Annotated in this window: 13 protein-coding genes; 4 read left to right on the forward strand and 9 right to left on the reverse strand. The window is 34.7% G+C overall.

All coding sequences use genetic code 11. The annotated features are described in order from the left end of the window. Window positions 1-66 precede the first annotated feature (66 nt). The gene (locus GTO82_RS08250; protein ID WP_180873150.1) at window positions 67-1,440 is read left to right on the forward strand and encodes an NAD-dependent succinate-semialdehyde dehydrogenase; all 1,374 of its coding nucleotides are present in this window, start codon (window positions 67-69) and stop codon (window positions 1,438-1,440) included. A gap of 56 nt (window positions 1,441-1,496) precedes the next feature. Here GTO82_RS08250 and GTO82_RS08255 read toward each other — a convergent pair whose 3' ends face one another. Then, complete coding sequence (locus tag GTO82_RS08255) at window positions 1,497-2,516, reverse strand: zinc ribbon domain-containing protein (protein ID WP_180873151.1); 1,020 nt, start codon at window positions 2,514-2,516, stop codon at window positions 1,497-1,499. Window positions 2,517-2,587: 71 nt separating this feature from the next. Further along, window positions 2,588-3,271 (reverse strand): TVP38/TMEM64 family protein, encoded by a 684-nt coding sequence (locus GTO82_RS08260; RefSeq protein WP_180873152.1) that lies wholly within the window; start codon window positions 3,269-3,271, stop codon window positions 2,588-2,590. Window positions 3,272-3,421: 150 nt separating this feature from the next. Here GTO82_RS08260 and GTO82_RS08265 point away from each other — a divergent pair, with 150 nt between their 5' ends. After that, window positions 3,422-4,225 (forward strand): Cof-type HAD-IIB family hydrolase, encoded by an 804-nt coding sequence (locus tag GTO82_RS08265; RefSeq protein WP_180873153.1) that lies wholly within the window; start codon window positions 3,422-3,424, stop codon window positions 4,223-4,225. 84 nt (window positions 4,226-4,309) lie between these two features. On the opposite strand, the gene GTO82_RS08270 is transcribed toward GTO82_RS08265, so the two are convergent. The 3 genes from GTO82_RS08270 to GTO82_RS08280 form a co-directional block, all read right to left on the reverse strand. After that, a complete protein-coding gene (locus tag GTO82_RS08270; protein ID WP_180873154.1) occupies window positions 4,310-7,981 on the reverse strand; it encodes an MMPL family transporter in 3,672 nt (1,223 codons plus the stop codon). A 19-nt stretch (window positions 7,982-8,000) separates the two neighbouring features. Beyond that, window positions 8,001-8,564 (reverse strand): TetR/AcrR family transcriptional regulator, encoded by a 564-nt coding sequence (locus GTO82_RS08275; RefSeq protein ID WP_180873155.1) that lies wholly within the window; start codon window positions 8,562-8,564, stop codon window positions 8,001-8,003. A 129-nt stretch (window positions 8,565-8,693) separates the two neighbouring features. Then, complete coding sequence (locus GTO82_RS08280; RefSeq protein ID WP_180873156.1) at window positions 8,694-9,638, reverse strand: serine hydrolase; 945 nt, start codon at window positions 9,636-9,638, stop codon at window positions 8,694-8,696. Between the two features lie 188 nt (window positions 9,639-9,826). On the opposite strand from GTO82_RS08280, the gene GTO82_RS08285 reads away from it, so the two are divergent. Then, window positions 9,827-10,750, forward strand: a complete 924-nt coding sequence (locus GTO82_RS08285) for a BadF/BadG/BcrA/BcrD ATPase family protein (protein ID WP_180873157.1) — start codon at window positions 9,827-9,829, stop codon at window positions 10,748-10,750. A 53-nt stretch (window positions 10,751-10,803) separates the two neighbouring features. On the opposite strand, the gene GTO82_RS08290 is transcribed toward GTO82_RS08285, so the two are convergent. From GTO82_RS08290 to GTO82_RS08300, 3 genes are read right to left on the reverse strand one after another with little or no spacing between them, the layout of a single operon-like run. Next, window positions 10,804-11,244 (reverse strand): GNAT family N-acetyltransferase, encoded by a 441-nt coding sequence (locus GTO82_RS08290; protein ID WP_180873158.1) that lies wholly within the window; start codon window positions 11,242-11,244, stop codon window positions 10,804-10,806. Further along, complete coding sequence (locus GTO82_RS08295) at window positions 11,244-11,768, reverse strand: GNAT family N-acetyltransferase (protein ID WP_180873159.1); 525 nt, start codon at window positions 11,766-11,768, stop codon at window positions 11,244-11,246. Before GTO82_RS08295 ends, GTO82_RS08290 begins: the two co-directional genes overlap by 1 nt. 1 nt (window position 11,769) lies before the next feature. Beyond that, window positions 11,770-12,228 (reverse strand): MarR family winged helix-turn-helix transcriptional regulator, encoded by a 459-nt coding sequence (locus tag GTO82_RS08300; RefSeq protein WP_180873160.1) that lies wholly within the window; start codon window positions 12,226-12,228, stop codon window positions 11,770-11,772. A 152-nt stretch (window positions 12,229-12,380) separates the two neighbouring features. Here GTO82_RS08300 and GTO82_RS08305 point away from each other — a divergent pair, with 152 nt between their 5' ends. Then, window positions 12,381-12,749 carry a DUF1304 domain-containing protein gene (locus GTO82_RS08305; RefSeq protein ID WP_004897931.1) on the forward strand — a complete coding sequence of 123 codons (369 nt, stop codon included), beginning with the start codon at window positions 12,381-12,383 and terminating at the stop codon, window positions 12,747-12,749. 66 nt (window positions 12,750-12,815) lie between these two features. Here the strand turns inward: GTO82_RS08305 and GTO82_RS08310 are convergent, their stop codons facing one another. Then, on the reverse strand, window positions 12,816-14,120 hold the full coding sequence (locus tag GTO82_RS08310) for an extracellular solute-binding protein (protein WP_061400844.1): 1,305 nt from the start codon (window positions 14,118-14,120) through the stop codon (window positions 12,816-12,818). Window positions 14,121-14,138: the final 18 nt, after the last annotated feature.

The raw sequence follows: 14,138 nt of genomic DNA on the forward strand, positions 1-14,138 counted from the left end.
GTGGTTTTTATATACAATAAAAAGAGAGCGCTTTATATTATAAATATGTTGAAAAGAGGAAATTTTATGTCCAAATACGAATCAATTAATCCATATACAAATCAACTAATTAAAAGTTACCCTAATGCTACTCAAGAAGAAATTGAGCAAGCACTTGCTGCTGGTGAAAAACTATACCTAACATGTCATTCGCAATTACCTGCAACGAGAAGTGAACGGCTCCATAAGATAGCTGACAATTTTAAAAAGCATCGTGAAGAAATGGCAAAAACTATGACTTTAGAAATGGGAAAATTATATCGAGAATCGCTCGAAGAAGTAGATTTATGCATAAATATTTGTAACTACTATGCCGAAAAAGCTCCTAAAATGCTCGAACCTACACCTTTAGAAACCAATTTAGGCACGGCTTATTATTTAAAGCAATCCACAGGAATTATTATGGCTTGCGAGCCTTGGAACTTTCCACTCTATCAAGTAATCAGAGTCTTCGCACCTAACTTCATGGTTGGAAATCCAATTATTCTTAAACATGCCCATAATGTACCTGCTTCAGCACAATTAACTGAAAAAATTATCACAGAAGCTGGAGCTCCAAAAGCAAGTTTGCAAAACTTATTTTTATCTTATGACCAAATTGGGGATGTAATTGTTGATAAACGTGTTCAAGGGGTTGCCGTTACTGGTTCAGAACGTGGTGGAAGCAGCGTTGCCGAAGCAGCCGGTAAAAATATTAAAAAATCAACAATGGAATTAGGCGGAAATGATCCCTTTATTGTTTTAGCAGATGCTGATTCTACGGTATTAAAGAATGTATTAAGTGACGCCAGAACTTACAACTGTGGTCAAGTCTGCACTTCTTCTAAACGAATTATTGTTGTCGAATCACGCTATGATGAAGTAATGAAGTTTCTACACCATACTTTTTCTAACCTTAAACCAGGTAATCCATTAGATGAAAATAAAAATCTGGCACCAATGAATTCTCAACAAGCAGCTGATAAATTAGCTGCACAAGTCAAAAAAGGAATTGAACATGGAGCAGAAGTTGCTTACCAATATCCAGAAATTCACAGTACTGGTGCCTTCTTCCGCCCAATGATCTTAACCAATATTGATCAACACAATCCATTATTTGATGAAGAACTATTTGGGCCAGTGGCTGAAGTATTTAAAGTCAAAGATGAAAAAGAGGCGATTGCCTTAGCAAATAATTCAAGTTTTGGTCTAGGTTCCAGTATTATTTCTGAAAATAAGATTCATGCAAAAGAAGTTGCTAGTGAAATTGAAACTGGTATGACAGTTATTAACGGTCGCTGGATCACAGCTCCAGAATTACCATTTGGTGGTGTTAAGAAATCCGGCTATGGCCGTGAATTAAGCGAACTTGGCTTGATGTCATTTGTAAATGAACATTTAGTTATTGACGTTTCAAAATAAACTTAGACTCTAAATATACAAAAAAAAAGAATTGGGCTATATGACCCAATTCTTTTTTAATTTTGTCTCATACTGCGGAAAGCAACTACAGTTAAAAGAATGCTTGACACAAACAATAAGTATGTAGAAACGCCAAAGGAAATTGCATTTGCAACAATTCTCTGAATTTCAACACTATTTGCGGCTGCATTATTTGTAATACCTAAGGAAGATCCAGCATTCATAAAGATTAGTTCCACAGCACAAACTACTAAAACAATCGATTCAATTAAAGATAGGAAAAAGACAATCCTCTTATTATTTCTGCCGTTCTTTATCGTTAAAATGATAACTGCAATAGGCACTCCAACTAAAAGAAGCCACATCCCATATCCAATAAAGATATATTTACCGTTAAATCTGCCAATTGAAAGCAACGCCTTAGAAATAGATAAGGCTTGATAGCCCTGCATCATTCCAGATGAAAATGGACCACTAAAAACTAGCAATAGGTTTAAAACAGCAATTAAAACTACTCCTAATTGAGTTGCAGTTCTCTTTTGTTTAACAACCTTTTTTATAGCATCAGGATCACGACCCAATTTACTATCTATCTTTTGGCGACGTGCTTTTACTTTACTTTCCCCTTCTTCAAAAGAATTAACTACATCTGAACCAACCTTATTAACATGTTCAGTTAGTCGCTGGTCAACTGTATATTGTTCTGTAGTCTTTCCCTTATTTTTATCGCAGACAATGAAAAGCCAGATCAATAAAGCAAAGAAGCAGGACCATCCTAAAGGTGGAGAAAAACTTGTCAAAATCAAAAGAATAATTCCAACAACAAAAATAATCATTGAATTTACTTGAATCCAATTAATCATTGTCGCAATGGTAGAATTTTGTTTTTTTGGCTCAATTTTTTTAGTTGATCTACTTCCCCTATTTAATTGATTACCATCATTTTCTTCATTACGTGTTACTTTCTGTTCTTGTCCCGTAAAAAATTCTTTTCTAAATTTTTCTAAATCAAAGTTACAATTAGGGCACTTTTTATCTGTAGATTTTACATCTTCTCCACAATTTGGACACTTCATAATTATTCCCTCATCAACTTTTTTAGCCTATTATATCATTTAAATTAATTAAACAAAAAAGAGAGAAAGAGCTATTCCGCCCTTTCTCTCTTTTTAGATGCCATACTGACTAACCACCAAGCCATAATAAATAAAATCGCTACTCCAATTAAGGCACCTGCTAATTTCTTAAAATCGCCATTAAAAATTGCATCCCCACCAAATGCATAAATAAATGAAGTAGGAAACATCCCTACGATTACCATTAACAAAAATTTATTAACAGGTATACCTAATCTGACCGCGGTATAATCTACTAACACACTTGGAATAACAGGAACCATAAATCCTAAAGTCATCCCTAAACTTGGATGCTCCTGATTCATCAACCAATTAAGAAGTTTATTTTTCTTAAAATTATGCGAAAAACTGACTCTCTTAATTAAACTTGCCACAATACAATTTCCAATAATATTACCACACCAATTAATAGCTAAGCCAATCCAAGGTCCGTAACAAAGTCCCGCTAAAATACAGAAAACAGAATTTGACATGCCAGGAATGGCGTTTAGAACAGTTATTAGTCCTAATAAAAATAAACTATCCCTCACCTCATGTTGCCGAATTAGATAAAGTAGTTTTGTCTTTGTATGACTGTCTGAATGCATAAGAACATCAATCTCGGGGCGATAGTCACGGTAAAGTAAGTAGAGTAAAATCCCTGCTACTAAAATTCCGCAAAAAATCAATATTACTTTTCTCAATTTTTTTGTCATAATTTCACTCATCTATTTCAATTATTAGTAGTCGTCATTTATATTTTTTCACTATTTAATTCAATAAGCAAAAGCGATTAGTACTCATCAAATCCTATCTTTATCGTATTATAATAAGATAAATAAAGCTATTTAAAGGAGAAAATTTTTATGACAGCCAAACTTATTTTTAGCGATATCGATGGAACACTAATTACGTCTGACGGCGATGTTTCACCTGCTACTATCGACGCAATTCGAAAACAAATTATAGCTGGCAACCTCTTCATTCCTGTCTCTGTTCGCATGCCGAAGGGAATTATGAATGTTGTAGATAAAATTACTAATTTTTGTCCGATTATTGCTTATAATGGGGCTTTAGTCTTAGATGAAATGGGGCGCCCTCTTAATTCGCAATTTTTTGATGCTGCAAAAGCAGTTAAGTTAATCAACGAAGTAAAATCTATTAAAAATTCAGATCTCGCTTGGAATGTCTATAGTGGCTATAATTGGTTTTCATCACTTGAGAAAAGCTCTTTGGTAGAAAAAGAAGAAAAAATAGTTGGCGTTAAATCTCTTCCTGTTTCGATAGATCAAATAAAAGATTTAAAAGGCGTTCACAAAATGTTAATTATTGGAGATCCCGACACTCTCAATGAACTTCTACCTACTCTCCAACAAAAGTTTTCAGATTTATCTTTTGTCAAAGCCGCTCCTCAGCTTTTAGAAATTATTCCTAAAGGAGTCAATAAAGGAAAGGCAGTTGAAATTGTTCTTGATAGTTTTGCTGTCGATAAAAGTAATGCCTGGGCTTTTGGTGATAATTATAATGACGAGGCAATGCTAAGAGCAGTAGGTCATCCTTTTTTAATGGAGAATGCACCTGAGGATTTTAAAAATAAAGTTAATTTTCCCATTACCTTAGATAATGACCATGATGGAATTGCAGCTGTTTTAAATAAAATATCTAATTAACTTAATTATAAAGAAAAAAGATTGAAGTTTAATCCTTAATCATAAAGGAGTAACTTCAATCTTTTATTTTTTGAATGCTAAATTTTATTCAGCATCTTTTTTATTCTTTTTTCTACCTAAGCCTTCGTATGTAATCTTCATTGCCGCAGACATATTGATTGGAAGTAAGAATACCAAGAGTAATAATCCAATATCCACACATAATGCAACTTCAATTAAAGTTGGTACCCCAGATGGGATTAAGGCTGCGAAAGTACCACCAAGGATAATAGCTGCTGAAATTACTACTGTTCCGATTATGTCACAAGCTTGAAGCATCTTCTGACTTGTAGTCCAGCCTGGATTTACTTCTCCCAATTCACGATAACGCATCATCAAGAAGATTGAGTAGTCAACACCCAAGGCAACGATCATGATAAAGCTGAAGAATGGAGTGTTCCAAGCTAATAGTGATCTACCTAGGACAGCCTTAACAATCCATTGATTAATTGATAAGGAAGTTAGGTATGCAATTACTAAAGTACCTAAGATAAACATTGGTTGTAATACTGATCTAGTAACAAAGATCAAAGCAATACCAATACCCACTAACATAATAATTGCGGTTCTTAAGAAGTCGCTGCTTGCAGTTTCTTGAGTATCGTAAATCTTTTCAGATTGTCCACCCATAGCAATAGTTGAACCAGCTAGACTAGTTCCTTTAACTGACTTCTTAACCATATTACTAATTTCATGAGCCTTCTTTGCACCTTCAGTTGATGCAGGGTCTAACTTCAAGATAATAATAATCTTAGTAGACTTCAAATTAGAACTCATGTAATTATCAAGAGCTGGCTTAAAGGTTGATGAATGAATCATCTTAGCTGGAATGTAGAAAGTCTTACCAGCTGCTGAATCTGCTAAGCCAGTTAAGTATTCTTGACCAGCACCTAATCCGCTATTTACTTTATCAATTCCAGCAGTAATCTTCGGATTATTCGATGCAATTTGACCAGCACCATTTGCTAATCGGCTTGCACCGCCATTGAGTTGGCCAATACCACTTGCTAATTGACCGGCACCACCGTTAAGTTGACCAGCGCCGCTTGCTAATTGACCGGCACCGCTGTTAAGTTGACCAATACCATTAACTAATTGATTAGTTCCGCTTAATCCAGCTTGTAAACCATTGTTTAATTGACCAGCACCACTTGCTAATTGGCCTGCGCCATTTGCAAGTTGACTAGAACCAGCTACACCTGCTTGCAGACCACTTGCAAGTTGGCCTGCTCCACTTTTTAAGCGAGCTGCGCCTGAATTAATTTGGCTTGCGCCATTTGCGCTTGCTGAAACAGCAGTTTGAATAGCGGTTAATTGAGATGTTAATCCATCAATTTGAGAATTAGTTGCACTAGCAAGTCTATTTGATCCATTGCTTAGTTCAGCAACACCAGCCTTTAGTTTTTCAAGTTCTTGTTTCATAGCAGTAGCTTCATTCATAGCTTGTTGCATAGAACTAGTTGCACCTTTAATTTGATCTCCTGCTTGTTTAGCCTGAACTAAGTCATTTTTAACTTTTTGTGTTTGGGCTTGCGTTTGTTGCTTCATAATTGGGACAATGGCTGATAAAGCTTTAGCTGCATATTCATCACTAAATCCTTTAGCTTTTAGTGCTGACATATAAGCTTGTTCTGCTGCTGTAGGATCAGCAGATTGACTTAATGTTGAAGACAGATCCGATAAACTACTTTCTAATTTATCACCTGCTCCTATGGCCGCAGTTAATTGCCCACTTTCAGGAATATTTATAGTTATTCCTTTTACATTATCGTTCAAGGTCTTAAGTCCGGCTTGCAAAGCATTTATACTATCTTTCATAGTAGCTATCTTTTTGCCAGAATCAGGAATATTACTATTTAATTGTGTGCTTAACTGATTCAAACCAGTTGCTAATTGATCAGTATAATTTTGTAAATCTTTAGTACCAGTCTGTAATTGATTTGCACCGTTTGCTAACTTAATCGTACCATTTTCAAGTTGTACTGCACCTTGTTGCAAGTTTAAAGTACCGCTCTCTAAACGACCAGCACCAGTTGCAAGTTGCATAGTACCAGTTCTAAGTGCATTAGCACCAGTTTGCAAACGGTTAGTTCCACTTGCTAATTGATTTGCACCAGTTTGTAGACGTGTAGTACCACTTAACAATTGATTTGCACCAGTTTGCAGACGACCAGTACCATTAGAAAGTTGATTTGCACCGTTCTGTAATTGAACAGCACCATTGGTTATTTGCTTGCTACCGTCGCTCAAAGTACCTAAACCATTTCTGGCTGCATTAACACCTGAATTAACAGTTCCCAATTGATTATCAACATAAAGTCGTTTAATTGATTTACCATTTGGTTCAGTTACTGATGAAGCAAATTCTACATCTGGATCAGCTTGAATTTTTTTAACAATCTGATCAATTTCTTTCAAGCTCTTTTCGTTATCAAGCTTATGACCACTTTGAATATATAAGGTTGAATATTCTGGCGTGCCTTCAGAGAAGTGATCTTGCAATAAAAGTAGACCAGCCTTGGAAGGAGTAGAATCAGAAATTTCATCTGCATCGTTATAGTTCAAATTATTTGAATAGAACAAGCAGAATGGTAATACTGCAACAGCCATTACAACTAAGTAAACAATTGGATGAGTTAGACTTCCCTTAGAAAGAGCATGCCATAATTTAGAGTTGCTTTCACCTTCAAACTTCTTAACTGGCCAGAATAATTTCTTACCTAAGACAGCCATAAAGAATGGGTTTAAAGTTAAAAGTACTACTAATAATACAGCGACCCCAACAGCAACACCAACAGCTGAACGGTAAATTGAGAAGTTAGCTAAACCTAACGCACTAAATCCAATTAAGATCGAAGATCCAGAATAAAGAATGGTCTTACCAGCCTTGCGCAAAGCGTAATTTGTCGCTTCTTGGTTAGACATCCCCTTACTCAAGTTTTCTTTAAATTTATCATATAGCAAAATATTGTAGTCAGTACCAACACCAAACAACACAATAACCATGAAGACTTGAGTAAAGTTTGAAAATGGAAAGTTAACTTTCTCTACTAAGTTAGTAACAATTGAAAATGAAGTGATAAATGAAACTCCAACTGTCAATAATGAGATTATTGGTACAATTGGCGACTTAAATACAATTACTAAAACAATAAAAATAAAAAAGATAGTAATTAATTCAGTCTTTTTAATACCTTTTTGAACTGAAGCAGAAAAATCATCTTCAAGAATTCTTACCCCAGTGACATACGTTCTAACTCCTGGAGTTTTAACAGCCTTTGTTAAAGTCTTATTAACGTTAGAAACAGTCGAATGATCATTAGCAATATTTAATTGCACAATTTCTGTCGTTTTATCTTTAGAAATCAATTGTGCTTTTGTTGCGTAATTATCATTCGGAGTCATCATTGACTTGATACCCAGCTTTTTCTTATTGTCCTTTAAAAAGCGGATTGTATCATCAATTTTCTCCTTATCACTCGAGGTTAGTTTTCCATGTTTTTTATTAAAAACTACCCCTACAACATAGGTATTATCTTGTCCATGCCCCCACTTACTTTCGATGTTCGTTGCAATAGAGCTTTGAACATCTTTAGGAAGTGAAATTTCTGAATGCTGACGTGTCAATGCATCCACATTTGGCAACGAGAAGACAGCAATTAGCAAAATTGCTATCCATGCTATCAAAGCACCAAGATGATTTTTCAGCAATTTCATGTGCTACTTTCCTTTCCCCTTATTTTGTACCTTCAACTTGAAGTTTTGGTGCTACAAGTCGTAAAAGCATCTCATGGTAATTATCATCAGCATCTTTTTTTGTTTCATCAATCACATACCGATCTAAGAAAACATATCCTAAGACTGCTCCAAGTAAACTATGGAGAGAAACGATATTTTTATTATCTACATCAAGCTTTTCTCCTAAATCTACTATTTTCATAACTTCTTCACGAATTTGTTTATTTTGAACATATTCATTTAGCCCATAGTAGATACTAGAAATTGCCTTATCATGTAATAAAAAATCACGTATTTCATCTGCAAATCTAAACAAAGCGTCCAACCCAGAATGACCTATTATCTTCTTAGTTAAATGCTGTCTTAGGACTTGCAGCCTATTTACGCAAACTAAAACTAATAAATCATTTCGATTAGCAACATAGTGATATAAGGATTGAGACCTAATTCCCAATGCTTTAGCTAAGGCTGGCATTGTTAGTTCACTTAATCCTTTTTCACTGATAATTGCTATTGCTTGATCGATTACTTTGGAACGATCTAGAGCTCTCTTTTTAGCCAAGATAATCACCTTCTTTTTGTGTACTCATATACTTTAACACGACAATGTGTAGAAAACAATCTACAACGTGTAGAAAATTATCTACTTTTTTAAGCAAAAGAAAAAGGAGTATCAAAACTCCTTTTTAAACTATTTCTGTTTAACCATCCAGTCATTAATTGCATCCCCGACTTTGGCTAAATCAGCATCTTCTTCACTAACTAATGCCATAGCATAAGTTTTACCATTTTCTTGAACTAAAGCAACTCCTTGTTTTTTATCGGCTATTCTATAAACTGTCCCATTAATATTCTTAGCAAGTCCTTTTTCCGGAAAATTAGCTAGTTGTCCTAAAATTTGATTATCAATATCCGTACCTAATACTTTTCCTTGATACAGTTTTTTCATAATTATAACTAAATCAGTAGCACTCGTTTTACCGGAAAAATCTTTACCAAAATTCTCAGCAATTTCAGTCTTACCTGCACCAAAAGCTTTTGCCGTCTGATTTACTTTATCTTTACCAATTTTATTCAAAATAATATTAGCAGCATTATCATTTTGCTGACGCATCATTAGGTCAAGTAAATAAGTATAAGAATATGACATATCGGCCTTTAATACCTTATCTCCATTATTTAAGTCACTAGATTTTACCTTATAAGGTGTGGCCGAATTTAATGTTTTATCTTGAACTGCCTTGTAATAAGCAAGCAAAACAAAGAGTTTTAATACTTTTCCTGCATATACGTTATCTTTACTAGTATTAGTTAGATCTACAAATACCTTAGGATTATTTAAATCTCTTACGCTTACTTGATAATTCCCCTGAATATTTGAAGTGGACTTAACTATAGCCTTAGCTAAATTTTTATTACTATTTTTTGAAATTGCCGCTTCTCCGATTTCACTTTCTCCACTGTTTATGCGGGTTTGCTCGCCGCCCTCTTTCATTTTGCTTTTTTGAGCTACTTTAGCTGTTGAATTACCATAAATTTCTAACGTTTGGGTTTTCATATGATTAACACTAGTCATATAAACTGCCAGAGCACAAAAAGATGACAAGATTGCCCCTAAAAAGATTTTATTTTTCATTAAAATTCTCCTTAATTACATATTTTTATTCTATCATGCCATCACGCAAAAAAGCTTTAAAGATAACGATTATTGTGATTTTTCAATATCTTTTTAATTACTTAGTATTAGCTGAATGCGTTCACAAATGCTGCTTTTTTTAGTACAATAATTCCAGTATTAATATTTACAGTGAGGGATTATTAGTTATGTTGAAATATATGATTGGTATTGACGCAGGTGGTACTCACTCTACGGCAATCGCTTATGACGAAAATGGTAAAGAATTAGGTCGTGCAGAATCTGGTCCAGGTCAAATCAACAACGACTACGAACTTGGTATTAAAAATATCGCTCAAGCAGTTAATGAATTGCGTGATAAAATTGATGGCGACTGTATTAAAGTTTTAGCCGGAATCGCTGGTTTGTCTGTTGTTGGTAATGCACCTGAAGTTGCAGCAACGATTTCTTCAATGGTTGGTAACATTCCAACTCGTGCTATTACTGATTCACTTCTTGCTCTTTATAATGGACTTGAAGGAGCAGATGGTGCTTTAGTTATCGCCGGTACTGGTTCTGTTGTTAATGGTCGTCAAAATGGCTCTTTAATCGCTGTTGGTGGCTACGGCTCTTTACTTGGAGATGAAGGTAGTGGTTACGCTATTACTAAGGCAGCTCTTCAATCAGCTCTCCTCAGCTGGGACAAGCGTGAAAAGAACTCATTAATTGATTTATTCGTTAAAGAATTTGATGTTGACAACATGGGCGAAGTTCCTGCTAAGTTCTACAATTTAACTAGTCCAGAAGTTGCTTCAAAGGCTGTTAAAGTAGCTAAGTTAGCAGATAGCGGTGATGAGGATGCACGTAAGATCATTGAAGATCAAGCTCATCTTTTGGCACGCGATATTATTATGTGCTTAGACCGTTACGAAGATCCTAAGCCAATGCGCGTTGCCTTGACTGGTTCCGTTCTTTCAAACAACGCTATGATGCGGTCATACATGGAAGCAGAAGTTAAAGAAAAATACCCAGATGCAGTATTCAGTGTTTCAAATGGTGAAAATGCACGTGGTGTAATCTTCGACAAGAGCAAGGACTACCGTTACTTCACTAACCATAACGATGATGAATAAATAAATTAAGACACGTAAAAACACCTTGGAATATTTCCGAGGTGTTTTTTTATCTATAGATCTTTATACATTAATACGTGTTCTACACCGCCTTCATCAAATATGTCACCTTTAACTTGATAGCCAAGACGATCATAGAAAGGTTTTGCGGTCATTTGAGCATGACAGTATATTCGATTAACATTCTTTTCTTTTAAGTACTCATGAACCGCATTTATCATCTTGCTTCCCAGATGCACTCCTCTTGCATCTTTTGAAACTACAACTCGGCCCAAATACCAATCTCCATTTTCATCTTTAAAAATTCGACAAGTAGCTAATGCATTATTTTTTCCGTCATTTAAACTAAAAACATGAATTGCATGAAAGTCTTCATCATCTATTTCAGGTAAAGTGATTTTTTGTTCACTAACAAAAACCTCACTTCTTAGTCTTTCGACACAAAAAGCCTCGTATCCAGTCATTTCCTCAATTGTCTTAAAACAAAATTTCATTACTTCAACCTCTTAACTAAAATCAAATCTGTCTGTGGATCTTCTCCAACCACAAAAGTGTGCTGACTAACTCTTTTAAAACCATCTTTTTCGTAGAAAGTTTGGGCTTGATAATTTTTCTCCCAAACCCCAAGCCACATATTGTCCTTCTCTCTTTCTCTAGCTATTTTCTCAGCTAATTTGATTAGAACTAATCCTAATCCTTGATGTTGAAAAGATTGCTTCAAGTATATTCTTTCAACCTCTAAAGCATTAGCAATCACCTGTTCTGTTTGAGCATGGCCTTCATTCACCTTTAGATAGCCAGCCACTTTATTATCTACAGTTAAAAAGTAAAAACGACTATTTGTGTTTTCAACTTCATCTTTTAATTTTTCTTCGGCATATGCTGTATCCAGAAATTCTTTCATATCTTCGGCACTATTTTGTGAACCAAACGTTTCTAAAAATGTTTGTCTTGAAATTTGTTGTAATTCTCTAATATTATCTGCTAGTACTTCTTTAATCTCATATTTTACTGTCATATTAATACTTCCGCTTTCCACCATTCTTTACAAAATTCCAACTTTCACGTGCATTTTTCTCGAGAACACTTAGATATTTTTGTAACCGAGCCTGTTCATCTTTAGTTAAGCCTTTTGTTACTAACGTATTTGAATAGACATTTTCTCTTTCTATTTCTTTAGCTAATTTTTTACCTGTGTCGGTTACAAATAAATGTTTGATTTTCTTATTAGTTTCATCATCTTCTTTAAAAATAAGTCCCGCTCGTTCAAGTTTTCTAATTCCACGGGCAGTCGTTGTACGATCAATATTTAATAAGGTAGCTAGGTGATCAGAAATAATCCCTGGGTGTTCAAAAACTCGAGTTAAATATAAGTATTGACCACGATTTAATTCCAAATCTTTAAACTCAATGTTAGCAATCGAATCTAAGGCTCGTGAAATTGAACCAATTTCTCTTAAAGTATCTTCTTCTGCCATCTTTATGTCTATCCCTCCTATTTGTTTGTTCTAGTATATGTTATTATTGTTGCAAATACAACAATAATAAAAAATGATTATTACTCTATTTGATTTCTATGTTAACAATAAGTAAAATCTATCTGAATAGTTAAATAAGGGGGGATTATAAAATGATTTTAAGAAATATCGGAATTCTTCTAACAATTATTGTTGGAATTGAGCATATTGGAATTATGTGGTTAGAAATTTTTGGGAAACCTGACTTACAAGCTAAGTCGTTTGACATGGATGTAGATTTTGTTAAACAGCCTGCCGCAAAAACAGCTTTAGCTAATCAAGGTATCTATAATGGAATGCTAGGTCTTTTAATCTTAATTGTATTTTTCTTCTTCAGAATGCCAACTTTAATTACTGTATGGCAACTTTTACTTGCCTTTGTTGTAGTTGTCGCTATCTTTGGTGGTTTTACAGCAAGTAAAAAGATTTTTGTTGTTCAAATGCTACCTGCATTAATTGCCTTCATTCTACTTTTCTTCTAAAAAATCTATAAAAAAATGAGGATTGTCATAATGACAGTCCTCATTTTTTTACTTAATATTCTGTTTTTATTGATTCCAAGCACTTTGGAACTTAGTCTTACCGGCATCAATTTGTGAATTCCAGTTTTGACCCTTCTTTGCTTGTGCAAAGATGTTTTGCATAATTGAATTCAATTGAGTGTATGCAGCGTTGCTGTTCTTAACTACAGGAACACTGTATAAGTTCTTCATTGCCTTGTCTAATTGAGCAGGAACTTTAGACTTAGTTGAGTTCTTGTAAGCACTAGAGTTAATTACATTGTTAGTTACAGGGATGTATCCAGTTTGATCAGCCCAAGTCAATTGTTGGTTCTTACCTAACAAGTACTTAATGTACATGAAGGCAGCTGCCTTTTGTTCTGCAGTACCCTTGTTGAACATGTAGATATCAGTACCTTGTTGCATGTTGTACTTAGAAGGACGAGGTGCAACACCGTATTGGAACTTATTACCAACACCCATCTTAACAAATCCTTCACCAGCACTAGTACCTACAAACATTGCAACCTTTTGGTTAGAGAAGTCACCAGAAAGGTAACCAGCTGAACCAGCAGTCTTGAAGTAACCAGCTTTAATACCATCAGCATAGTAGTTGATTACTTTCTTAGACTTAGAACCAGTAAAGTTGATGTTCTTAGAGAAGTTTACGCCTTCATCCTTCATACCTAAAACGTAGTAGTTTGAAAGTGAGTCGAATCCAGCACCAACAACCTTGTGGTTACTCTTTTCGTAAATCTTCTTAGATGCTGCCTTTAATTCAGCCATTGTCTTTGGTACTTTAACACCATATTTATCTAATAAATCTTTGTTATAAGTTAACATTTCAACAGATTTATTAAATGGAATACCATATTGAGTACCCTTAATTTGTGCACCCTTTAATAATTCTTCACGGATGTCACTCTTCTTAGCTGAGCCCCAACCAATCTTACTATTGTTAATGTAAGGGGTCATATCAACCAAGCGTTTGCTATTAGCGGCATTTAAAAGCCAGCCAGGATAAGCTTGAGTAATTGTAGGCAAGTTATTTGGTGATTGCAAAGTTGAGTTAATCTTTGCTTGTAAATCAGTATACTTACCTTGGTTTTCAAGCTTAACAGTAATGTTAGGATTCTTCTTTTCAAAATCCTTAGTCAAGCTTTGTAAAGTCTTTTCTTGAGTTCCAGTCATACCATGCCAGAAAACTACAGTAGTTTTCTTGGTAATCTTAGTTGGAATATCAGCTGACTTACTACTTGAGCTATCATTACTCTTAGAATTTGAGCAAGCAGTAGTGCCTACAAGGGCTAAAGCAGCAACTGCAACTGCTGCAAATTTTTTAGTGAACTTCATATGTTCCTCCCAATAAAA

This window comes from Lactobacillus johnsonii (assembly GCF_013487865.1).
In the GTDB taxonomy this organism is placed as follows: Bacteria; Bacillota; Bacilli; order Lactobacillales; family Lactobacillaceae; genus Lactobacillus; species Lactobacillus johnsonii_A.